24 protein-coding genes are annotated in these 22,960 nt (G+C 59.0%); 15 read left to right on the plus strand and 9 right to left on the minus strand.

Going from position 1 to position 22,960, the window contains the following annotated elements; translation table 11 throughout:
- Position 1 precedes the first annotated feature (1 nt).
- From metK to ACR0L1_RS15350, 4 genes are all read left to right on the plus strand, one after another.
- Positions 2–1,183: a methionine adenosyltransferase gene (metK, locus tag ACR0L1_RS15335; RefSeq protein WP_170782922.1), complete on the plus strand. Its 1,182-nt coding sequence runs from the start codon at positions 2–4 to the stop codon at positions 1,181–1,183.
- 125 nt (positions 1,184–1,308) lie between these two features.
- Positions 1,309–2,019: a tRNA (guanine(46)-N(7))-methyltransferase TrmB gene (gene trmB, locus ACR0L1_RS15340; RefSeq protein WP_480502835.1), complete on the plus strand. Its 711-nt coding sequence runs from the start codon at positions 1,309–1,311 to the stop codon at positions 2,017–2,019.
- Between the two features lie 69 nt (positions 2,020–2,088).
- The gene (gene aroA / locus ACR0L1_RS15345) at positions 2,089–3,435 is read left to right on the plus strand and encodes a 3-phosphoshikimate 1-carboxyvinyltransferase (RefSeq protein ID WP_170769913.1); all 1,347 of its coding nucleotides are present in this window, start codon (positions 2,089–2,091) and stop codon (positions 3,433–3,435) included.
- The gene (locus ACR0L1_RS15350; protein WP_170769914.1) at positions 3,432–4,049 is read left to right on the plus strand and encodes a (d)CMP kinase; all 618 of its coding nucleotides are present in this window, start codon (positions 3,432–3,434) and stop codon (positions 4,047–4,049) included. The genes aroA and ACR0L1_RS15350 overlap by 4 nt, the downstream gene beginning before the upstream one ends.
- Positions 4,050–4,080: 31 nt before the next feature.
- Here the strand turns inward: ACR0L1_RS15350 and ACR0L1_RS15355 are convergent, their stop codons facing one another.
- On the minus strand, positions 4,081–4,560 hold the full coding sequence (locus ACR0L1_RS15355) for a YHS domain-containing (seleno)protein (RefSeq protein ID WP_170769915.1): 480 nt from the start codon (positions 4,558–4,560) through the stop codon (positions 4,081–4,083).
- A 218-nt stretch (positions 4,561–4,778) separates the two neighbouring features.
- Here ACR0L1_RS15355 and ACR0L1_RS15360 point away from each other — a divergent pair, with 218 nt between their 5' ends.
- The 8 genes from ACR0L1_RS15360 (at position 4,779) to trpB (ending at position 12,325) form a co-directional block, all read left to right on the plus strand.
- Positions 4,779–5,312 carry a hypothetical protein gene (locus ACR0L1_RS15360; RefSeq protein ID WP_170790351.1) on the plus strand — a complete coding sequence of 178 codons (534 nt, stop codon included), beginning with the start codon at positions 4,779–4,781 and terminating at the stop codon, positions 5,310–5,312.
- A 121-nt stretch (positions 5,313–5,433) separates the two neighbouring features.
- A complete protein-coding gene (locus ACR0L1_RS15365; protein WP_480502833.1) occupies positions 5,434–7,113 on the plus strand; it encodes a tryptophan halogenase family protein in 1,680 nt (559 codons plus the stop codon).
- 141 nt (positions 7,114–7,254) lie between these two features.
- Positions 7,255–7,548 (plus strand): DUF6525 family protein, encoded by a 294-nt coding sequence (locus ACR0L1_RS15370; RefSeq protein WP_480502832.1) that lies wholly within the window; start codon positions 7,255–7,257, stop codon positions 7,546–7,548.
- Between the two features lie 225 nt (positions 7,549–7,773).
- Positions 7,774–9,450 carry a 30S ribosomal protein S1 gene (gene rpsA / locus ACR0L1_RS15375; RefSeq protein ID WP_170769919.1) on the plus strand — a complete coding sequence of 559 codons (1,677 nt, stop codon included), beginning with the start codon at positions 7,774–7,776 and terminating at the stop codon, positions 9,448–9,450.
- 270 nt (positions 9,451–9,720) lie between these two features.
- On the plus strand, positions 9,721–10,005 hold the full coding sequence (ihfB, locus tag ACR0L1_RS15380) for an integration host factor subunit beta (protein WP_050603110.1): 285 nt from the start codon (positions 9,721–9,723) through the stop codon (positions 10,003–10,005).
- Positions 10,006–10,011: 6 nt separating this feature from the next.
- Positions 10,012–10,362 carry a lipopolysaccharide assembly protein LapA domain-containing protein gene (locus tag ACR0L1_RS15385; RefSeq protein ID WP_170783005.1) on the plus strand — a complete coding sequence of 117 codons (351 nt, stop codon included), beginning with the start codon at positions 10,012–10,014 and terminating at the stop codon, positions 10,360–10,362.
- A 6-nt stretch (positions 10,363–10,368) separates the two neighbouring features.
- On the plus strand, positions 10,369–11,010 hold the full coding sequence (locus tag ACR0L1_RS15390) for a phosphoribosylanthranilate isomerase (protein WP_480859701.1): 642 nt from the start codon (positions 10,369–10,371) through the stop codon (positions 11,008–11,010).
- A 67-nt stretch (positions 11,011–11,077) separates the two neighbouring features.
- Positions 11,078–12,325, plus strand: coding sequence for a tryptophan synthase subunit beta (gene trpB / locus ACR0L1_RS15395; protein WP_480859703.1), 1,248 nt, complete (start codon positions 11,078–11,080; stop codon positions 12,323–12,325).
- A gap of 120 nt (positions 12,326–12,445) precedes the next feature.
- Here the strand turns inward: trpB and ACR0L1_RS15400 are convergent, their stop codons facing one another.
- From ACR0L1_RS15400 to ACR0L1_RS15430, 7 genes are all read right to left on the minus strand, one after another.
- Positions 12,446–12,823 (minus strand): DUF2237 family protein, encoded by a 378-nt coding sequence (locus ACR0L1_RS15400; protein WP_170769922.1) that lies wholly within the window; start codon positions 12,821–12,823, stop codon positions 12,446–12,448.
- Between the two features lie 9 nt (positions 12,824–12,832).
- Positions 12,833–13,996, minus strand: a complete 1,164-nt coding sequence (locus tag ACR0L1_RS15405) for a serine hydrolase domain-containing protein (RefSeq protein WP_480859705.1) — start codon at positions 13,994–13,996, stop codon at positions 12,833–12,835.
- A gap of 82 nt (positions 13,997–14,078) precedes the next feature.
- On the minus strand, positions 14,079–14,759 hold the full coding sequence (gene pth, locus ACR0L1_RS15410; RefSeq protein ID WP_480859707.1) for an aminoacyl-tRNA hydrolase: 681 nt from the start codon (positions 14,757–14,759) through the stop codon (positions 14,079–14,081).
- Positions 14,760–14,885: 126 nt separating this feature from the next.
- Entirely contained in the window at positions 14,886–15,539 is a 654-nt protein-coding gene (locus tag ACR0L1_RS15415; protein ID WP_170769925.1) for a 50S ribosomal protein L25/general stress protein Ctc, read from the minus strand.
- A gap of 247 nt (positions 15,540–15,786) precedes the next feature.
- Entirely contained in the window at positions 15,787–16,953 is a 1,167-nt protein-coding gene (locus tag ACR0L1_RS15420; RefSeq protein ID WP_480502826.1) for an alpha-hydroxy acid oxidase, read from the minus strand.
- 153 nt (positions 16,954–17,106) lie between these two features.
- Positions 17,107–17,898, minus strand: a complete 792-nt coding sequence (trpA, locus tag ACR0L1_RS15425) for a tryptophan synthase subunit alpha (protein ID WP_480502824.1) — start codon at positions 17,896–17,898, stop codon at positions 17,107–17,109.
- A gap of 78 nt (positions 17,899–17,976) precedes the next feature.
- The gene (locus ACR0L1_RS15430) at positions 17,977–18,477 is read right to left on the minus strand and encodes an acyloxyacyl hydrolase (RefSeq protein ID WP_480859709.1); all 501 of its coding nucleotides are present in this window, start codon (positions 18,475–18,477) and stop codon (positions 17,977–17,979) included.
- 178 nt (positions 18,478–18,655) lie between these two features.
- Between ACR0L1_RS15430 and ychF the strand changes: the two genes are divergently transcribed.
- Complete coding sequence (ychF, locus tag ACR0L1_RS15435) at positions 18,656–19,753, plus strand: redox-regulated ATPase YchF (RefSeq protein WP_480859711.1); 1,098 nt, start codon at positions 18,656–18,658, stop codon at positions 19,751–19,753.
- Here the strand turns inward: ychF and ACR0L1_RS15440 are convergent.
- Entirely contained in the window at positions 19,743–20,132 is a 390-nt protein-coding gene (locus tag ACR0L1_RS15440; protein ID WP_480859713.1) for a YybH family protein, read from the minus strand. The genes ychF and ACR0L1_RS15440 overlap by 11 nt on opposite strands.
- Before the next feature lie 156 nt (positions 20,133–20,288).
- Here ACR0L1_RS15440 and ACR0L1_RS15445 point away from each other — a divergent pair, with 156 nt between their 5' ends.
- Both ACR0L1_RS15445 and ACR0L1_RS15450 read left to right on the plus strand, forming a co-directional pair.
- Positions 20,289–21,170: a LysR family transcriptional regulator gene (locus tag ACR0L1_RS15445; protein ID WP_170769931.1), complete on the plus strand. Its 882-nt coding sequence runs from the start codon at positions 20,289–20,291 to the stop codon at positions 21,168–21,170.
- An 85-nt stretch (positions 21,171–21,255) separates the two neighbouring features.
- Positions 21,256–22,959 carry an NAD(P)H-dependent oxidoreductase subunit E gene (locus ACR0L1_RS15450; protein WP_480502819.1) on the plus strand — a complete coding sequence of 568 codons (1,704 nt, stop codon included), beginning with the start codon at positions 21,256–21,258 and terminating at the stop codon, positions 22,957–22,959.
- The last annotated feature ends 1 nt before the right edge of the window (position 22,960 follow it).

Consider the following 22,960-nt stretch of genomic DNA (forward strand, 5'->3'; position numbering starts at 1 on the left):
CATGTCCCGACAGAACTATACTTTTACTTCGGAATCCGTGTCCGAAGGGCACCCGGATAAGGTCTGCGACCGTATTTCCGATGCTGTACTTGATGCCTTTTTGAACGAAGAACCCGAAGCACGCGTAGCGTGCGAGACGTTTGCCACCACCAACCGGGTTGTCATCGGTGGCGAAGTTGGCCTGTCGGATCAGGACAAGTTGCACGACTACATGGCGCATATCGACGACATCGCGCGCGCCTGTATCAAGGATATCGGCTACGAGCAGGACAAGTTCCACCACGAAACCGTCGAAGTGACGAACCTGCTGCACGAACAATCCGCCCATATCGCGCAGGGTGTCGATGCCGCCGATGACAAGGACGAAGGGGCAGGCGATCAGGGGATCATGTTCGGCTATGCCACGACCGAAACGCCTGCGTTGATGCCGGCTCCGATCCAGTATTCCCACGCGATCCTGCGTCGGCTGGCTGAAGTGCGCAAAAACGGCTCCGAGCCTGCGCTGGGCCCCGATGCCAAGTCGCAGCTTTCGGTTGTCTACCGTGACGGAAAACCTGTCGGTGTCAGCTCGATCGTGCTGTCGACCCAGCATCTGGACGCGGCGCTGAGCTCGGATGACATCCGCGCCATAGTCGAGCCTTATATCCGCGAGACTCTTCCCGAAGGTTGGCTGTCGGCCGAGACCGAATGGCACGTAAACCCGACCGGCAAATTTGTGATCGGCGGCCCCGATGGCGATGCTGGCCTGACTGGTCGCAAGATCATCGTGGACACCTATGGGGGTGCAGCACCTCACGGTGGAGGCGCGTTCTCGGGTAAAGACCCGACCAAAGTGGATCGTTCGGCCGCCTATGCCGCACGCTATCTGGCAAAGAATGTAGTGGCTGCCGGTATGGCTGAGCGTTGCACGATCCAGCTCAGCTATGCGATTGGCGTGTCCAAGCCTCTATCGATCTACGCGGATACGCATGGCACGGGCCAGATCGCAGATGCAGCGATCGAAAAAGCCGTGGGCCAGGTAATGGACCTGACCCCGCGCGGCATCCGCGAGCATCTGCAACTGAACAAGCCGATCTACCAGCGCACTGCAGCCTACGGCCACTTCGGCCGCGAACCCGATGCCGATGGCGGCTTCAGCTGGGAAAGCACTGATCTGGCGGACGCGCTGAAAGCGGCGGTCTGATCTTAGACCAAAGGTGCGCCCATTCGGGCGCGCTCTATTCTGGTGCTTTTTGGGGGCGGCAGGTCTGTTGAGTGGACCGGTCGCCCTCTTGCGTCCGTGGTTTCGGCACAGTATGGGCTCGGCCCATGAGCACCGAGATCCCCCAACGCCCCCGCCGGAACTTTTATGGCCGCTTCAAAGGCAAAACCCTGAAGCAAAGCCAGAAGACCTATCTAAGCGAAGACCTTGATGCGCTGTCCCCGGGTGCGGTCGATTGGGAGAGCAACCCTGAACGCAAGCCGCTGGACTTGCAGGAGCTGTTTGACGGTCGCGACGTCTGGCTTGAGGTCGGCTTTGGTGGTGGTGAGCACCTGGTGCATCAGGCTGCGCGCAATCCTGACATCGGCATCATAGGGGCCGAACCTTACATTAACGGCGTCGCCATGTTGTTGGGTAAAATCCGGCAGGCGGGGGTTGAGAACCTCGCCGTCCATCCCGGCGATGCGCGTGATCTGTTCGATGTGCTGCCCGAGGCCAGCATTTCCCGCGCGTTCCTGCTCTATCCCGATCCGTGGCCCAAGACGCGGCACCATCGCCGCCGCTTTGTGACCCCGGAGCACCTGGAGCCGCTGGCGCGGACGCTGAAACCGGGTTCGATCTTTCGCGTGGCGACGGACATTCCCGACTATGTCCGCCAAACGCTCGAGGAAGCGCCGCGCGCGGGGTTCGAATGGCTGGCGGAGCGCCCCTCTGATTGGCGCGAACCGTGGGACGACTGGATTTCCACCCGCTATGAACAGAAAGCTCTGCGCGAAGGGCGCACGCCGCACTACCTGACCTTCCGCCGCAAGGGCTGATTGCCGCTGGACCATCTGGCCCCAATTCGCTAATCGGCTAAGGCACTGATAGCGAAAACAGGAGCCCCCATGTCCGGACACGGCACGCCCATCCCGATGACCTCGCATCCCTGCGGTCCGCTGACCGGAACGGCAGAGGTGCCCGGCGACAAGTCGATCTCGCACCGGTCGCTGATTTTGGGCGCGATGGCGGTGGGTGAGACGAAGATTTCCGGCCTGCTGGAAGGTGAGGATGTTCTGGATACCGCCAAGGCCATGCGCGCCTTTGGGGCTGAGGTTACGGATCATGGTGGCGGTGAATGGACCGTGCATGGCGTGGGCGTTGGCGGCTTTGCCGAGCCGGATCAGGTGATTGATTGCGGCAATTCGGGCACGGGTGTGCGGCTGATCATGGGCGCGATGGCGACCTGCCCGATCTCAGCCACGTTTACCGGCGATGCCAGCCTGAACAAACGCCCCATGGCGCGGGTGACGGACCCGCTGGCGCTATTTGGGGCGCAATCGGTTGGCCGCTCGGGCGGGCGTTTACCGATGACCATCGTGGGCGCGGCAGAACCCGTGCCGGTGCGCTATGAGGTTCCCGTTCCGTCGGCGCAGGTGAAATCCGCTGTGCTGTTGGCCGGTCTGAACGCACCGGGCAAAACCGTGGTGATCGAAAAAGAGGCCACCCGCGACCATTCCGAACGGATGCTGGCCGGGTTCGGCGCAGAGATCACCGTTGAGGATACCGATGAGGGCCGGGTTATCACTCTGACCGGTCGCCCCGAGTTGAAACCGCAGGTTATTGCCGTGCCGCGTGACCCGTCCAGCGCGGCCTTTCCGGTTTGCGCGGCGCTGATCACGCCGGGTTCGGATGTGCTGGTGCCGGGCATTGGCCTGAACCCGACCCGCGCGGGGCTGTTTACCACGCTGCGCGAGATGGGTGCGGACCTGACTTATGAGAATGAGCGCGAAGAGGGTGGCGAGCCGGTCGCTGACCTGCGCGCGAAATACTCGCCCAACATGAAGGGCATCAACGTGCCGCCGGAACGCGCAGCCTCGATGATTGACGAATACCCGGTGCTGTCTGTGGTTGCGGCCAATGCCACGGGCACCACGATGATGGGCGGGGTGAAAGAGCTGCGCGTCAAGGAAAGCGACCGGATCGACGCCATGGCCCGCGGGTTGCGTGCCAATGGCGTGACCGTGGATGAGGGCGAGGATTGGTGGTCGATTGACGGTCTGGGCATCGGCAATGTCCCCGGCAGCGGCACCTGCGAGAGCTTTCTGGATCACCGCATCGCCATGTCGTTCATGGTGATGGGAATGGGAGCGAAATCGCCGGTCTCGGTTGATGATGGCGGCCCGATTGCGACTTCGTTCCCGATTTTTGAACCGCTGATGGCTGCGCTGGGCGCCAAGGTCGTACGCACATGAGCTTTACGGTCGCCATAGACGGCCCTGCAGCTGCTGGGAAGGGCACGATCTCGAAAGGGGTTGCGGCACATTTCGGCTTTGCGCATCTGGACACCGGGCTTTTGTACCGCGCGGTGGGGCGGCGGACGCTGGAAGGGATGGAGCCCATCGCGGCGGCCGAGGCCCTGACCGCCGAGGAGTTGCAGCAGGGCGATCTGCGCACGGCCGAGATCGCTCAGGCCGCGTCGAAAGTGGCGGTGATCCCCGAGGTTCGCGCGGCTTTGGTCGATTTCCAGCGCGCCTTTGCCCGACGGGATAGCGGCGCAGTGCTGGACGGGCGTGACATCGGAACCGTGATCTGCCCCGAGGCCGAGGCCAAGCTGTTCGTCACCGCCAGCGCCGAGGTGCGTGCTGAACGGCGGTATCTGGAACTGAGCGCCAAGGGCGACGATGTGACCCGTGAACAGGTCCTTGCTGATGTGCGCGAGCGCGATGCCCGCGATGCCGAGCGGAGTACAGCCCCGATGAAACCGGCTGAGGATGCCGTTTTGCTGGATACTTCGGACCTCAGCGTCGAAGAGGCCCTGGCACAGGCCATTACGCTGATCGCAGAACGCAAGCCCGCGACGCCGTAGCGCCGCGGGTGATCGCTGCGAGGTGTCGGGATTACAACTCGCCGACTGCGATGCTTTTGATTTTCGACCACTGACCATCGGCTGTTTTTGCCGTGCCGGGGACGTCTTTCAGGAAGGCGGCGCGGGTTTCTGCATTCAGGAACAGGTACAGCTTGCCATCTGCAATAAGGTACTGATCCGGGTCGCCATCAAATTTCTTCCCGACCGACACACCGAACGAGCAGAAACCGCCATGTTGGGGCAGATACGCCGCCGGGTTGGCCTCGAACGCGGCGAGGTTATCCGCCGAGGTGAAATAGTACGATGCGCCATCATAAGTCGCCGAGTGGTTGGCAAAGCCTTCCACCGGATTGCCATTTGTCACCAGCGCCACCAGGTCGACACCATGCGCGGCCAGTGGAGCGCCCGCTGCTGAAATGCCGTTCGAGACGTTGATTTCGTCTGCTGCAAAGGCCGGTGCAGCAACCAAGGGCAGGGCGGCGATCAGGGTGGTCAGGATCAGAGATTTCATTGCGTTTCCTTACGTGCTTTGGGCTCAGAGCGGTCGGGGTATCCGTCGCTGAAACAAATCTAACAACGCTCAACCGAACGAACTATGACAGAAAGGGCTTACAGTTTTGCAGATCGTTCAAAATTGCGGCGCTTCTCAGTGATGCCTTCACTAAGCTTTGTTTGGTCACGTGACCTGCTGCCTTTTATGCTGACACTGAAACCAGCGGGAGCCTCGCCATGATCCGACTAGCCTTTTTCATGATATTTCTGGCCACAGGTCTGGCTGCTCAAGAGGCGCAAGAGACCCCGGTACTGGAACCTCCCATGACCTATGAACGGCTGGGTAAAATTCTGTTTGCATTGGATCCCGAGGCACTGCCGCAAGGTCCGGGTTTTCAACTAACATTGGGCGACGTCCCGGTTTTTGTTGTTACTGATATCAACGCCGACCGGATGCGGGCCATGGTGGCGATTGTCAGTGCGGACGATCTGTCGCCAGCGGATCTGCAGCGCGTGATGCAAGCGAATTTCGACAGTACTTTGGATGCACGCTATGCCATAGCCAATGGTACATTGTGGGCGGCCTATATCCATCCGTTGTCGGCGCTTGAGAAGGATCAGCTGATCTCGGGTCTGGCGCAGACAGTGAATATAGCCAAGACATATGGCACGCTCTATTCCGGTGGTGCGGCCGAGTTTGGGGGCGGTGACAGTCAGGGTTTGCAGCGCGCCCTCATCGAAGAGCTTTTGAAGAAGGGCGAGGAAATCTGAACGCCGATGTCGCGGTGCAGACTTCTGCTATCTGGCAACATTTCCAAAGCACCTGTCATAGGCTCTGGCTAGGTTAGGGAAAGCTGTTATAGTCCCCCAAAACAAGGGGGAGCAGAGCCTAATGAGCAAGCGTTTGAGCAAGATTTCCATCGTGGGTGGTGGCACAGCGGGGTGGATGACCGCGTTGATCCTCGAGATGGTGTTTTCCCGCACATCCGCCCCCAAGGACCGCCCCCGCATCTGCCTGATCGAAAGCCCAAATATCTCGACCGTGGGTGTGGGCGAAGCAACCGTGCCGCGTATGCCGGTCACACTGCGTCAGGCAGGCATATCCGAGCGCGATTTCTTCCGCGAAACCAACGCGTCGTTCAAATTGGGTGTGAAGTTCTGCAACTGGAACAAGGACGCCAAGGGCAATCGTATCGACTATATGAACCCATTCGCGCATGGCCAGTTGCTGGAAGGGTTGGAGGCCTCGGAATATTTCCTGCGCTTCGGCAACGGGGATCGGGATTTCACTCAATCCATTGCCCCGCATGATGATCTTGCGCGGCTGTGCAAAGGTGCGCGTCCTTTGGGCGCGCCGGAGTTCGAACAACGGTTCGGCTATGCCTACCATCTGGACGCGGTGAAATTCGCCGGGATGCTGACGAAGGTTTGCACCAAACGTGGCGTCGAGCATATTCAGGATGAGGTTCAGGCGGTTGAACTGGACGAACAGGGCAATGTCAGCCACCTGATGCTTGAACGCAAAGGCCGTCATGACATCGAGATGGTCGTGGATTGCACCGGATTCCGGGGGTTGATCATCAATCAGGCTCTGGGTGAGCCGTTCATGGACTATTCGGACTATCTGCCCAATGACCGGGCCATGGCGTTGCAGGTCGAACATCCCAATCCGGAGAAGATCGAAAGCGCCACGCGCTCGACCGCGTTGGGGGCGGGTTGGACGTGGCGAGTGCCATTGTTCAATCGCGTAGGCACGGGCTATGTGTATTCTTCGGCGCATCGGACGGATGATCAGGCAGCCGATGAATATCTTGAGTGGCTGGGTGACAGCGGCAAGGGTCTTACGCCACGTGTGATCCCGATGCGGGTTGGGCGAGTGCGCAATGCCTGGGTCAAGAACTGTGTGGCCATCGGCCTATCGGGCGGCTTTATTGAGCCGCTGGAAAGCACCGCGATCCATATGATCGACCACGCCATCCGTTGGTTCGCGGAACATCTGCCGACGCGTGACATCGAGCCGTCGTTGCGCGCGCGCTATAACCGGCAGATGGACAAGCTCTACAATGAGGTGCTGGAATTCATCTGTCTGCATTACCGGTTGGGCAACCGTACGGATGACCAATACTGGATCGACGCGCGGACCGAGATGAAAATCCCCGATCGTCTGGCTGAGAATCTTGAGCTTTGGCAGCACCGCCTGCCGATGGAGCATGATGTGGAGTTCGCCACCCTGTTCGACCATCGCGTTTTCCAGACGGTACTGTTGGGCAAGCAGGTCTACGACACGGGCTATGGTACAGGTATCCGTGACCGTATCCGACCGCTGAAGAAACCGATTTGGTTCCAGTGGTGGAAGGGTGCGAAGGTAGACCTTGCGCAGATACTCAAATCCATGCCGGACCATAAAACGCTGCTGCGCGATATTCGTGGCGAGCTTGAGAAACCGGCCTTCGGCAAGCCAGCCAAACCGACAGTGGCGATGCCTGGCACGAAACCGGCCCCAGTGGCGGTGCAGAATATGCCGAACTTTGCCGAGATTCAAAGTGGTGCAAAGGATCTGCAACTGTTTTGAGAAGTCTGGGCGCTTTGCGGCGCCGCGTCTTTAGCATGGAAAGGGCGGTGAATTGATCCCGCCCTTTTTGCATTTGGAGTGCTTGTCTAACCAACCTTGGAATGTAATAACATTACAAAAAATTTTGTGACGAGGTTTGCCATGCGACGAAACAAGACCGGGCGAGGCGGTCGTAATCTTTGCACCGGTCTAAAGCGGCGGCGCAGGGTGTCTCCGATGCGAACCTATGATTCCCTGCCGCCTGAATTGCGCTGCTGGTTGGCAGCGGCATGCCTGCCGTGGAGCCCGGCCTCGGCGCTGAAGATCTGGAACCGGTCGGGCGGATCGACGGATATTGCCGGGGCGCTGTCCCGACTGGATGCCATCGAACGGTCGATGTTGCAGAAGGACGCAGGCATCTGGCACGTGAAAGATAGCCGAGCAGCCGGTAACTAAGGGCTTTGCTCTTGCACATTACCTGAATTCGGCCTATACGCGCGCTGTCTGAACAAGGGCGGTCAACGTCCGGATGACGTATCTGAGCAGGGCCGGGTTACCTCGGCCCTTTGTGTTTGTGTAATCGGATGCGCACCGGGTCACGCCAGAGGACACCATGAAACTAGACCGGCGGAGACAACCGCTCGGCCAGCAAAATCGTACTGTAAAGGAAAACAACGCCACATGGCTAACGCATCCATGGAGGAATTCGAAGCCCTCCTGAACGAAAGCTTCGAAATGGACACGCCCGAAGAGGGTTCTGTTGTCAAAGGCAAGGTTCTGGCGATCGAAGCCGGCCAAGCCATCATCGACGTCGGCTACAAAATGGAAGGCCGCGTTGATCTGAAAGAATTCGCAAATCCCGGCGAAGCCCCTGAAATCGCTGTAGGCGACGAGGTAGAAGTTTACCTGCGTGCCGCAGAAAACGCCCGTGGCGAAGCCGTCATCTCGCGCGAGATGGCCCGCCGTGAAGAGGCATGGGACCGTCTGGAAAAAGCATATGCCGACGACCAGCGCGTCGAAGGTGCAATCTTTGGCCGCGTCAAAGGTGGCTTCACCGTCGATCTGGGTGGCGCAGTTGCGTTCCTGCCCGGCTCGCAGGTTGACGTTCGCCCCGTGCGCGACGCTGGCCCGCTGATGGGTTTGAAGCAGCCGTTCCAGATCCTGAAAATGGACCGCCGCCGTGGCAATATCGTTGTGTCGCGCCGCGCAATCCTGGAAGAATCGCGTGCCGAACAGCGTGCCGAAGTTATCGGCAACCTGTCCGAGGGTCAGACCGTCGAGGGTGTTGTCAAGAACATCACCGAATACGGTGCATTCGTTGACCTGGGCGGCGTTGACGGCCTGCTGCACGTCACCGACATGGCATGGCGCCGTGTGAACCACCCGTCCGAGATCCTGACGATCGGCGAAACCATCAAGGTTCAGGTCATCAAGATCAACAAAGAGACCCACCGCATCAGCCTGGGCATGAAGCAGCTGCAGGAAGATCCGTGGGATCTGGTTGCTGCGAAATACCCGCTGGGCTCGGTCCATCAGGGTCGCGTCACCAACATCACCGACTACGGCGCGTTCGTCGAGCTGGAAGCCGGTGTCGAAGGTCTGGTGCACGTGTCCGAGATGTCCTGGACCAAGAAAAACGTCCACCCTGGCAAGATCGTTTCGACCAGCCAGGAAGTCGACGTCATGGTTCTGGAAATCGACGGCGCCAAGCGTCGCGTGTCTCTGGGCCTGAAGCAGACTCAGCGCAACCCGTGGGAAGTGTTTGCAGAAACCCACCCCGAGGGCACCGAGGTCGAAGGCGAAGTCAAGAACATCACCGAATTCGGTCTGTTCATTGGCCTCGAAGGCGACATCGACGGCATGGTACACCTGTCGGACCTGTCCTGGGACGAGCGTGGCGAGGATGCGATCCAGAACTACCGCAAAGGCGACATGGTTTCGGCCGTCGTTTCGGAAGTGGACGTTGAGAAAGAGCGTATTTCGCTGTCGATCAAAGCCCTGGGCGGTGACAAGTTCGCCGAAGCCGTGGGCGGCGTGAAGCGTGGCTCGGTCATCACTGTCGAAGTCACTGCGATCGAAGATGGTGGTATCGAGGTGGAATACGAAGGCATGAAATCCTTCATCCGCCGTTCGGACCTGTCGCGTGACCGCGCCGAGCAGCGCCCCGAGCGTTTCTCGACCGGTGACAAGGTCGACGTCCGCGTCACCAACGTTGACAGCAAAACCCGCCGTCTGGGTCTGTCGATCAAGGCGCGCGAAATCGCCGAAGAGAAAGAGGCCGTAGAACAGTACGGTTCGTCGGACTCGGGCGCGTCGCTGGGCGACATCCTGGGTGCAGCGCTGAAGTCGGGCGACTAAGCCCGGACCTCAGTCCAAGCAGAATTTGCGGCCCCGCATGAGAGTGCGGGGCCGTTTTTGTTGCGAATCAACACGTTCCGATTTGCAGGCTTTATTCATCTGTGGTTCACGATTTGCAGGCCAATTCCCCGACAAGTGCAAAAATTCGCGTGAGTTTGACGTAGAATCAAGGTCGCACACACAGAGTCAACGTTCCCCCGAACCAAGTTTTTTTCTATAGTGATCAGAATAATAGACATGGTAATCCGGTCGCCTGGGAGGGTAACGCACATGATCCGTTCAGAACTGATTCAGAAAATCGCCGACGAGAACCCGCATCTCTACCAACGCGACGTCGAGCGGATCGTGAATACTGTGTTCGAAGAAGTGACGGATGCCATGGCCCGCGGGGACCGGGTGGAACTGCGCGGATTTGGCGCGTTTTCCGTCAAAAAGCGCGACGCGCGGGTTGGCCGTAACCCTCGGACAGGTGAGACTGTTCAGGTGGAAGAAAAATGTGTTCCATTTTTCAAGACAGGCAAGTTGCTAAGGGACCGTTTGAACGGTAAAGCCTAAGGCATGATGCGCTACATTCGATATGCTTTTCTGGCGACCCTCGGGATCGTCCTGATCTCGGTCTCGCTGGCCAACCGCGAAGCCGTTGAACTGACATTGATGCCTCAGGCGATTGCCGATCTGGTCGGGGTCAATTTCAGCATTTCGCTGCCGTTGTTTATTGTGGTTCTGGGTAGCATCGTGGCCGGTCTGGTCATCGGTTTCCTGTGGGAATGGCTGCGCGAGCACAAGCACCGCGCAGATGCGTCGGCCAAGACCGGCGAAGTCCGCAAGCTTGAGCGTGAGGTCAAGAAGCTCAAGAAGAAACAGAACGAAGGCAAGGACGAGGTCCTCGCCATTCTGGATGAGGCCAGCTAAGGCACCATGTCCGGTATTTCGGTCAAAATATGCGGCCTGACCGCCCCTGAGCACGTGCGCGCAGCAGCTGAGGCCGGCGCGCGGTATGTGGGCTTTGTCTTCTTTCCAAAATCGCCCCGGCACCTAGAAATTGAGGCCGCGGCCGTTATGGCCCATCTGGTGCCTGCCGGCGTGGCCAAAGTTGCGCTGACTGTCAATGCCTCGGACGCGGAACTGGACAGGCTTGTCGCGGATGTACCGCTGGACATGTTGCAACTGCATGGCAAGGAAAGCCCCGACCGCGTGGCTGATATCCGGCAGCGTTACGGCCTGCCTGTGATGAAGGCCATAGGTGTGGCCGAGCCCGAAGATCTAATGGCGATTGATCTGTATTCTGAGGTGGCCGACCAATTGCTTATCGACGCTAAGCCGCCTCGCAACGCCGAATTGCCCGGCGGGAACGGTCTGGCCTTTGACTGGCGCCTGCTGGCTGGGCGCAAATACTGGCGGCGTCCGTGGATGTTGGCGGGTGGCCTGACACCTGACAACGTGGCCGAGGCTGTCCGCATGACCGGGGCACAACAGGTCGATGTATCCTCGGGGATCGAAAGCGCGCCGGGGGTCAAGGATGCTGGTCTGATCCGCGCATTTGTTGACGCAGCAAGCTGATACGTTTTGCCATGGCAAATCCCGCCGCTACCTCCTATGAACAACGGGAATGACGAGGGAGACACCCATGGCCAACGATCTTTTCAATTCCTTCATGTCCGGCCCGGATGAGCAGGGCCGTTTTGGCATCTTCGGCGGACGGTTTGTCAGCGAGACCCTGATGCCGTTGATCCTGTCGCTGGAAGAGGAATACGAGAAGGCCAAAGACGATTCGACCTTCTGGGCCGAGATGGATGATCTGTGGGCGAACTATGTGGGTCGTCCCTCGCCGCTGTATTTCGCGGAACGCCTGACCGAACACTTGGGCGGCGCGAAGATCTACCTCAAGCGCGACGAGCTGAACCACACCGGCGCGCACAAGATCAACAACGTGCTGGGCCAAATCATTCTGGCGCGCCGTATGGGCAAGACCCGGATCATCGCCGAAACCGGCGCAGGGCAGCACGGCGTGGCCACCGCCACGGTCTGCGCCAAGTTCGGCTTGAAGTGCATCGTCTATATGGGTGCCCATGACGTGCAGCGTCAGGCCCCCAACGTGTTCCGTATGCGCCTGCTGGGGGCCGAGGTGATTCCGGTCACGTCCGGTCGTGGCACGCTGAAAGACGCGATGAATGACGCGCTGCGCGATTGGGTGACGAATGTGCGCGACACGTTTTATTGTATTGGCACCGTAGCCGGGCCGCACCCGTACCCAGCAATGGTGCGCGATTTCCAGTCGATCATCGGCAAGGAAGCGAAAGAGCAGATGATGAAGGCCGAGGGCCGTCTGCCCGACACAATCATTGCCGCCATCGGTGGCGGATCGAACGCGATGGGCCTGTTCTACCCTTTCCTTGACGACAAATCGGTCAATATCATCGGGGTCGAGGCCGGTGGCAAAGGTGTAAACGAGAAGATGGAGCATTGCGCCTCGCTGACCGGCGGTCGTCCGGGCGTGCTGCATGGCAACCGCACCTATCTGCTGCAAGATGATGACGGTCAGATTCTGGAAGGCTATTCGATTTCGGCCGGTCTGGACTATCCCGGTATCGGGCCGGAACATTCGTGGCTGAACGATATTGGCCGCGCAAACTATGTCTCGATCACCGACAAAGAAGCACTCGAGGCGTTCCAGCTCTGCTGCGCTACCGAAGGTATTATCCCGGCGCTGGAACCCAGTCACGCGCTGGCCCACGTGATGAAAATTGCGCCCGACCTGCCCAAGGATCACCTGATCTGCATGAACATGTGCGGGCGGGGCGATAAGGATGTGCAGACCGTGGCCAAGTATCTGAACTTCGATATGTCAGATACCGAAGGGCGTACGGCGGGCTAAGCGCCATAGCGTTAAACGTTTGGAGCCGGCCCCAAAACAGGGCCGGTTTTTTCGACCGCGCCCACAAGAGGGCCCGCGCGGCGGTCTATTGATGTCGCAAACCAGAGGTTCAGCCAGGTCTCAATCACCTGCAGCCGCGTGGTCGCGTAGTATATCCAGCGGCACCACTTCTAAGGCGCGTTGGTGTGTGGCCTCAAGGTGTACCATGGGCGCGCAGCCTTCGTCATGCGCTTGCAGGAACCGCCCGGCGCACAGGCACCAACGATCCCCGGGTTTGAGGCCGGGAAAGTCGAACTCTGGTCGAGGTGTGCTCAGGTCGTTGCCGACATATTTGGAAAAAGCCAGAAACTCGGCCGTCATCACAGCGCAGACGGTGTGGCTGCCCTGATCCTCGGGGCAGGTGTTGCAAGCGCCGTCGCGAAAGAACCCGGTCAGCGGATCGCGGGAACAGGGCGCAAGCACGCCGCCCAGTACATTTATGCTGTCCTGTTTCTGCATAATCCGACTTTACAGGCTTTGCGCGATGCTGCGGAACATTTCTACATTGGCCTCATTCACCCCGTCATCGCGGAATTTACGGTCCGCGCCGGTTGTTACGATCAGAACGCCCCGAGGCTGATCGAAATAGATATATTGGCCATAGACGCCGCGCGCCAGAAACTCACCCTCATGCGCGCCGATGGGAATCCACCACTGATAGCCATACCCGATCTTGCCCGCCTGTGTTGGGGCGCTGGGCAGAACGGATTCGGCGATCCAGTCGGCAGGGACCAGTTGCTGCCCCCCATAGGTGCCATTTTGTAGGATCATCTGCCCAAAGCGGGCGAAATCACGGGTGGTAAAGTTCAGCCCGCCCAACACAAAGGCCACTCCGGCACCGTCCGCCACATAGTAACCATCCTGTTCCAGACCTAGCGGCTGAACGATCTTTTCGGTCAACAGATCCGAGACGCTGCGCCCGGTCGCCCCTCGGATCACCATGCCAATGACATGTGTGTCGATGGACACGTATTGCCATTGCGCGCCGGGTTCTACGAAAGTGTCCTGCAACGAGGCCGCGAAATCGTCCAACTCACCACCCAAGGCCACCACGCGACCCATCCGATTGATATCGGAGTTCGGGTCGAAATAGTCTTCGTTAAAGGTGACGCCGCTTGCCATGTTCAGCACGTTGCGGACCGTTGCGCCATCATAGGCCGTTCCCGCCAGCTTGGGCGCATATTGCACCACCGGATCGTCCAGCGACCCGATCGCGCCTTCGGCCAGCAGGATGCCGAACAGGGCCGATAGATAGCTTTTCGCAACCGACCACGAAATCCGGTGATCGTCGGGACCGGTGCCCAGGTAATATTCCTCAAACCGGATTTCGCCATCCTGCATCACCAGCAGGGACGTCACCGCCCGGTCCTCGATCCATTGATCGGTGCCCTCGGGCAGGTCGAATCCAGCGCCATAGGGCAATTCGCTGGTTGGGCCGTTACCACGGGGCAGGGCGACCGTTAGAAACGCCTCATCCATATGAGAGAAATTGTGGACGATCTTTTGTTCTGCAAACAAAGAGTTCACGGCCATGAGCCGCTGAATTTCTTCGCGCTTCCAGACCCCGACAACGATTGCGGCTAGCGCCAGCATCAAGGCGACGCGCAACATCCACTTCAGCAGTGATCTCATATGTCTCCTCCCATAGACGTGCCGCATTGGACCGCGTGCGGCAGCCATCTGCAATCAGGACGTTACGGCAAGAGCTAAGGGGCTATTTGAACTTATCCAGCAGTTTCTGCATCGCCGAGCGGTCATCAACCTGTGGTTCCGGCTTTGGTTGGGGCGCAGGTTTTTGCGCTTTGTCTGCAGTTTTCGACGATCGCGGCGGCGCGGTGCGCATGGCAACCGCGTTCATGAACTTGCCACCGTCACCATCGGCCAGATGCCCTGCACCAACCGAGACACCGCGTAGCACATCATCCAACCAGTCGGTATCAGCCTTGGCGAAGTCGCCCAGAACATAGGGCGAGACCATCTCTTTCCGCCCCGGATGCCCGATCCCAAGGCGCACACGGTCATAGGCCGGGCTGATATGTTCGTGGATTGACCGCAGTCCATTGTGCCCCGCATGCCCGCCGCCTGCCTTGACGCGCACTTTGCCAGGGGCAAGGTCCAACTCGTCATGGAAAACGGTCACGTCGGTTGAGTCCAGCTTGTAGAACCGCATCGCCTCGCCCACGGACTGGCCCGAGCGGTTCATGAAGGTTTGCGGCTTGATCAGCAAAACCTTTTCTCGGCCAAGACGACCTTCGGCAATCTCGGCCTGAAACTTGGATTTCCAGGGACCGAAATTGTGATCTTCGGCAATCCGGTCCACGGCCATAAAGCCGATATTGTGCCGGTTGCGAGCATATTTCGATCCGGGGTTCCCCAATCCGACAAACAGTTTCATAAGCGCGCCCTTGTCTGATGCTACAGGTTGATGCCACGGTTTGCCCCCTGCTTTCCAGCCCACAGGGCAAAAGAAAACGGGGCCTGGATCAGGCCCCGCTTCAAACTCCAAACACCGGGTCTGGGTTTATTCTTCGGCTGCGTCCTGGCCGACGACTTCAACCTCATCCGCGGCCACTTCTTCGCCTTCCTCATCATCGCTGGACGACAGGCCGGTCGGGGCCGAGATGTTGGCGATCACGAAGTCACGGTCAATGGTCGGCTTGGTGCCTGCGGGCAGGTCAACTGACGAGATGGTGACAACGTCGTTGATGTTCAGACCGGTCAGATCAATGGTGATCTTCTCAGGAATGTCACCAGCGGTGCAGACCAGCTCAACCTCGGGACGGACAACCGTCAGAACGCCGCCCTTCTTGATGCCGGGCGCTTCGTCTTCGTTGACGAATTCAACGGGGATGAACAGCGCGATCTTGGTGGTCCGACGCAGACGCATCAGGTCCAGGTGGGTCGGCAGGTCTTTGACAACGTCACGCTGAACGTCGCGGCAGATGACGCGAACGTCTTCGTGGCCTTCAACCTTCAGGTTCCATAGGGTCGACTTGAAGCGGCCTGCTTTCAGGCGCTTGAACAGAACGTTAAACGGGATGTTGATCGGCAGCGGCTCTTTGTCGCCACCAAAAACAATGCCCGGAACCATGCCGTCGCGGCGTGCTTGACGAGCGGCGCCCTTGCCTGTCCCCGTCCGTTCCAGAGCTACGAGATCAGGAATCTCACCAGCCATGATATATCTCCAAATGTTAGGGCGGGCATCCTCCAAGGCTGTATGCCCGCGTGAAGCCGCGTCCTTAGCTTGATTCATTGGATTTGGAAAGGGCTTTTTCGAGCCATCGTTTTTTTGCGAGGCTCTGCCTCGCGCTCCGGGATATTTGGGGCCAGATAAAGAGCGGATCCAGACTTCATCTGGCTGAAAATATCCCGGGGGAGGCGCCCGGAACGGGCGGTGGGGGCAGAGCCCCCTGACCCAGTGATCACTTTTGCCAACGGCCCCCGAAACCTTCGGGCACCAACAGGTTGTGCGGCCCGACGTCCCCGAGATTGCGTTCACCGCACAGCGCCATTGTTGTATCGAGTTCCTTGTGGATCACCTCCAGCGCGGTGGTGACACCTTTTTGTCCCATCGCTCCCAGACCATAGACAAAGGCGCGGCCAATATAGGTGCCTTGCGCACCCAGGGCGACGGCTTTCAAGACGTCCTGGCCCGAGCGTATGCCGCTGTCCAGATGGACTTCAACATCATTGCCTACGGCGTCCATGATTTCGGGCAGTACCCGGATTGAACTGAGCGCGCCGTCCAGTTGGCGACCGCCGTGGTTTGAGACAACAATCGCATCCGCGCCCAGTTTGGCGGCTATCTTTGCGTCTTCGGCGTCCAAAATGCCCTTGAGGATCACCTTGCCGCCCCATTGCTCCATCAGCTTTTCGACCTTGTTCCAGTCGAGGCTGGGGTCGAACTGCTCGGCCGTCCACGCGCCAAGGGACGAAGCATCCGATATCCCTTCGACATGGCCGACGATGTTGCCGAATTCGCGGCGCTTGGCGCCCAGCATCTCAATCCCCCAGGACCATTTGGTCATGAGGTTTGCGATGGTTTTGGGCGTCAGCTTTGGTGGTGCAGACAGGCCGTTCTTGAGGTCTTTGTGCCGTTGGCCCAGGATTTGTAGATCCAGTGTAATGACCAACGCGGAACACTTGGCGTCCTTGGCTCGTTGAATGAGGCGGCTGACATAGTCCTGATCTTTCATCGTATAGAGCTGAAACCAGAACGGTTTGGTCGTGTGCTCTGCCACGTCTTCGATCGAGTTGATCGACATGGTGGACAGGGTGAAGGGCACGCCGAACTCCTCGGCGGCTTTGGCGGCCTTGATCTCTCCGTCCGCGTGTTGCATGCCTGTTAGACCGACCGGGGCCAAGGCGACCGGCATTGACACGTCCTGACCAATCATCTGCGATGCGGTTGAACGCCCTGACATATCGACGGCAACCCTTTGCCGTAGGCGGATGTCATCGAAATCCGAGCTGTTGTCGCGGAAGGTCTGCTCGGTCCAGCTGCCGCTTTCCGCATAGTCATAGAACATACGCGGGACACGCCGCTCATAGATGCGTTTGAGGTCTTCTATGTTGGTGATGACGGGCATGAAGCAGGCTTTCGTAGGATTGGTTCACTTTGTTTACCAATCTTTATGCCGCGTCGCAATGTAAGGTTTGAGCAGGATTTTAGTGCGCTAACACAAAACCGCGACTGGGGCCTCCAGGCGCGGTTCATGGTCTTGATGTCGAGCAGGGCAGGGTCAGGCGGAGTGTGCGCCGTCAGATAGGGATTTTACGAAATCCAGAACCTCGGCCACCGGTTTGCCAGCCGCGATCTGGCTGACAATGGCGGATCCCACTACGGCCCCGTCAGCAACGCTTGCAATGGCCTGCGATTTCTCGGGCGTGTTGATGCCAAAGCCGACGATGACGGGCAGGTCTGTGGCGGATTTGATGCGGGCCACTTCGGGGCCGACATTGGTGGCCTGGGCCTCGGCTGCGCCGGTGATACCGGTGATTGAGACATAGTACACAAAGCCGGACGTGTTTTGCAAAACGCGCGGCAGGCGCTTGTCGTCGGTCGTAGGGGTCGCAAGGCGGATGAAGTTCAGGCCTGCAGCCTGCGCAGGCAGGCAGAGTTCATCGTCTTCTTCGGGCGGCAGGTCCACCACGATCAGCCCGTCGATGCCAGCTGCTTTGGCATCGGCCAGAAAGGTATCTACCCCACGGCTGTAGATCGGGTTGTAATATCCCATCAGAACAATCGGCGTCGTGTCATCCGTTTCGCGGAATGCACGGGCCAGGTCCAACGTGCGCTGCAAGGTCATCCCACCGTCCAGGGCACGCTGACCTGCGGCCTGGATGGTCGGACCATCCGCCATAGGATCGGTGAAAGGCAGGCCAAGCTCGATCACGTCCACACCGGCCCCCGGCAATCCTTTGACGATCTCAAGCGAGGTGTCAAAGTCGGGATCACCAGCCATGATATAGGCAACGAAAGCCTTTTTACTCTCGGCCTTGAGAGCGGCGAACTTGGCGTCGATACGGGTCATCTGCGGTCCTTGCATTCAGGTTTGAACCTGATGTGCAGAAACTTTCGTCGGAAATCAATCCCGACCGCTCAGATTGGCCTAGAACCCGTAGTGATACCGCAGGAACAGTGCGTTGACGCCGGGGTTGAAGCTTTCTGTGCTGGCGTTCGACTTGTGAGTGACGGCCAGCGAAATGGCGTTGCCGCTGTCCAAAGTATAGCCAACACCCAGAAGGCTGCGAATCTGAAAGCCACCACCCAAGTCATTGTCGCCGTTAGAGGCGTTAAAGTAGCCTGGCATCACACTTAACTCAGCGAACCAGCGATCCGAGAAGGAATAGATGCCCACCAAACCTGCGCCGATATGCGTGTCACCGTCGGTGTCGACAGTCAGGGCTGCACCCAAACCAGCGCTGAAACGCGTTGCTTCGTGAAACGGGCGATGCTGGTATTCTAGCGAAAAGACGCCCTGATCGTCGCCGTTGCCGTTAGAAAAATCCGCAAAACCCGCGCCAAAGATGACAGATTGGGCCTGTACCGAGGTTGCAGCCACGAGCAAGGCGACAGAAGTAAGTGCTGCTTTCATTGGGTTCTTCGTCATTTAATTGTGTGTGAACTCCTAATTGGGGACCATGACCCGCGCGGTTCAACTCACGCAAGTACAAATACCGTAACGGTTTAGTGAAGCTGCGGTGGCCATCTGCCGGTTGCACCGCTTGGGTTGCGCATTTTCCACAACCCGCCTAGAAGACGCCGTCACATCGCTTCAGGAGGCCGCAATGGGCTTTAAAATGGGAATCGTGGGTCTGCCGAATGTGGGCAAGTCGACCTTGTTCAACGCGCTGACCAAGACTGCCGCGGCGCAGGCGGCGAATTTCCCGTTCTGCACCATCGAGCCGAATGTGGGCGACGTTGCCGTTCCTGATGAGCGTTTGGACAAGCTGGCGGCGATTGCGTCTTCGAAGCAGATCATCCCGACGCGGATGACTTTCGTGGATATCGCCGGTCTGGTGAAGGGGGCGTCCAAGGGCGAGGGGCTGGGCAATCAGTTTCTGGCCAATATCCGTGAAACCGACGCGATCGCCCATGTGTTGCGCTGTTTCGAAGATGGCGATGTGACCCATGTGGATGGCCGTGTCGACCCGGTGGCTGATGCTGACACGATCGAGACCGAACTGATGCTGGCCGATCTGGAAAGCATCGAAAAGCGCCGCGCCAATCTGGTGCGCAAGCTGAAGGGCAACGATAAAGAGGCGCAGCAACAAGACCGCCTGCTGGCCGAAGCGCAGGCTATGCTGGAAAGCGGTAAACCCGCGCGGCTGGTTGAGGTTACGGCCGAGGACGCCAAGGCGTGGAAGATGCTGCAACTGCTGACCACCAAACCGGTTCTGTATGTCTGCAACGTGTCCGAAGAAGAAGCTTCCGAGGGCAATGAATATTCCGCCAAGGTCGCTGAAATGGCTGCCGCGCAGGGCAATTCTCACGTCATCATCAGCGCCAAGATCGAAGAAGAGATTAGCCTGCTGGAAGCAGACGAAGCCGAGATGTTTCTGACCGAGATGGGTTTGGAAGAACCCGGCCTCGACCGTCTGATCCGCGCCGGTTACGACCTGCTCAAGCTGGAAACCTATTTCACCGTCGGCCCGAAAGAGGCCCGAGCCTGGACCATCCGCACCGGCACCGCGGCACCGCAGGCGGCTGGCGTGATCCATGGTGATTTCGAAAAGGGCTTCATTCGGGCCGAGACCATCGCCTATGACGACTACATCGCCGCTAATGGCGAGCAAGGAGCCAAGGAGGCAGGCAAGATGCGCGCCGAGGGCAAGGGCTACATCGTCAAGGACGGCGATGTGATGCACTTTTTGTTTAACAACTGAGCCCGTCTGGCAAACGTCCGTATAAGAGCGTTTCGTTCAGGCTGCAATGGCTGATCAGCCACCCGCCGTCAGGTTGCTGGTACAAAACGTTAAGGGATGTCCCGTGACCGGTCGTCCCTTCACTAAAGTGGACAAGGCACCAGCCGATTTGACCGTCGATGCCGGCCTGAACAACCGCAACGATTTTGTCCTCGCCACCTTCCTCAACCCATTCAGAATGGGTAGCTTCTATAGCCTTTCGGCCTTTGGCTGCAGAGCCGTAGGGCGAAAATAGTTGTGCGTCATCCATAAAGAATGACGCACAACCAGTTGCATCTTTTAACCGATAGCAATCAACATACTTGTCATACAATTTCTGAAAAACTTCTACTGCGGTCATCCGAAGCCTCTCCGTGTTGCCCTTGCCGTGTATTACAGGCGAGTTTCTTGAGTAAGACAAGAATGCGTTCAAAGGTATGCTCGCCTGCAGACGGTGCTTTTCCCGCAGGTTAATACGGCTAAAGTGGTCGTCGGCCCGTTATTGGAAAACTCGAATATGATCGAAATCCGCGACCTCCAACTCCTTAGCGCCCTTGCGCGACACCAACATTTCGCCAAGGCAGCTGAGGAATGCGGGATATCGCAGCCCGCGTTCTCGATGCGCATCCGCAATCTTGAGGACCGGTTGGGTGTCTCGATCGTCCGTCGTGCCAACCGGTTTCAGGGCCTCACCGAAGAGGGCGAGATGATGGTTCGTCGGGCACGGCGGATATTGGATGATTCCAAGGCGCTGGAGCAACAAGTGCTGGCCGCGCGGGGAGAGATTACGGGCACGTTGATCCTAGGGGTGATTCCGACGGCGATCGCTTTCACCGGGCGGCTGATCAAGCGTTTGCAGCAGGCGCATCCGCGCATCCTGTCGCGGATTGAGACCATGTCGGCCAGCGCCATTCAGCACCGGCTGGATGAGGGAAGTCTAGACGCGGGCATCACCTATGGCGACAGTATCGGCACCGATCTGCGGCAGGTTCAGCCTCTGTACGAGGAAACCTATGTGCTGCTTGTGCCCTCGCATATGACCGAACAGACGGGTCCGATCCCCTGGGCACAGGTGGCCGAATTTCCGATCAGCCTGCTTGAGCCGCAAATGCAGAACCGCCGCATTCTGGATCGAATATTCGCCGAACAGGGCCTGCATCCGCATGTGGTGGCGGAAACCAGCGGCTTTACCGCCTCGATGGTCATGGCGCGCGAGGGGCTGGCAGCCACTGTTGTTCCGCGCGTTCTGGTGCGTGCTTTGGGCGATTTGCGGGGCACCAAGGTGCTGCCGCTGGTCGATCCTGTTGTCAGCAAACCGATTTGTCTGGCCACCCTGACCCGCGAGCCCGAATTGCCCACGGTCGAGGCTTTGCGCGCCGTCGTCGCCTCATTGCGGTGATAAGCTGTCGTTATCGTGCGATAGCGATAAGAGATTTGACGATATGCTGGTCTGATGAGACACGGGGCCTTAATCGGAGGGCATCATGGCACCATTAGACACCAAGCCATCAGGCGCACCCAAGGGCGTCTGGAAGTCAGGTAAAGGCAAGGGGCGGCACACGCCCAAAGGCCGTCAGTTCACGGATGAGGCGCAGGCCGAAGTTGCGCGCCTGCTGGGCGACCGCCCGCGCCGTCGCGATCTGCTGATCGAATTCCTGCATTTGATTCAGGACGAACACGGCCATATCAGCGCCGACCACATCGCCGCCTTGGCGGTCGAGATGCGCATCGGTCAGGCCGAGATCTATGAAACCGCCACCTTTTATGCCCATTTCGATGTGGTGAAAGAGGATGAGACGCCTCCGCCCGCGCTGACGATCCGTGTCTGTGATTCCCTGTCCTGCGAAATGGCCGGTGCCCAGCAGTTGCAGAAGGCGCTGGAGGATGGTCTGGATGCGTCGGAGGTTCGCGTCGTGCGTGCGCCTTGCATGGGTCGTTGTGACACCGCGCCTGTACTAGAGATCGGTCACAACCATATCGACCACGCGACCCCCGAAAAGGTTCAGGCCGCGATTGCTGCCGATGATACGCATGCGCATCTGCCCGACTACGAGACCTTCGCGGCCTATGAGACGAACGGCGGTTACGCCAAGCTGAAAGAGCTGCGCGACATCGGTGATTGGGAGCAGGTGCAGGAAGACGTCCTGTCCTCAGGCCTGCGTGGTCTGGGCGGTGCGGGTTTCCCGTCGGGCAAGAAATGGGGCTTTGTTCGCATGAACGAAGGCACCCGCTATCTGGCCGTGAACGGCGACGAAGGCGAGCCCGGCACGTTCAAGGACCGCTACTATCTTGAGCGCACGCCGCACGTTTTCCTTGAGGGCATGCTGATCGCCGCATGGGCGGTCGAGGCCGAGACCTGCTTTATCTACATGCGCGACGAATACCCGGCGGTGCTGGAAATCCTGCACCGTGAGATTGCCGCGCTTGAGCAGGCCGGTATCGTTGCGCCCGGCTATATTGACCTGCGTCGGGGTGCTGGTGCGTACATCTGCGGTGAAGAATCCGCGATGATCGAATCCATCGAGGGCAAAAAGGGCCTGCCGCGCCACCGTCCTCCGTTCGTGGCCCAGGTCGGCGTGTTCAACCGCCCGACCTTGGTCCACAATGTCGAGACGCTGTATTGGGTGTCGAAAATCTGCCGCGAGGGCCCGCAGATTTTGAATTCAGTTGAAAAGAATGGCCGTAAGGGCCTGCGTAGCTACTCGGTCTCGGGCCGTGTCGCGAAGCCGGGTGTTTACTTGTTGCCCGCAGGCTCGACCATTCTTGACGTGATTGATGCCGCCGGTGGCATGGCGGACGGCCATGTATTCAAGGCGTATCAACCGGGCGGGCCGTCGTCAGGTCTTCTCCCCTCCCATATTGACGACGTCCCGCTCGACTTTGACACATTGCAGCCGCTGGGCACGTTCATCGGGTCGGCTGCCGTGGTGGTTCTGTCCGATCAGGACACGGCCCGCGATGCTGCGCTGAACATGCTGCGGTTTTTCGAGGATGAAAGCTGTGGTCAGTGTACGCCCTGCCGCGCAGGCTGTGAAAAGGCGGTCAAGCTGATGCAGGCCGACAAATGGGACACCGATCTGCTCGAGGATCTGTGTCAGGTGATGGGCGACGCCTCGATCTGCGGTCTGGGGCAGGCGGCTCCGAACCCGATCCGCCTTGTCATCAAACATTTCGCTGACGAAATCTGAA

Source organism: Ruegeria sp. J8 (assembly GCF_056531925.1).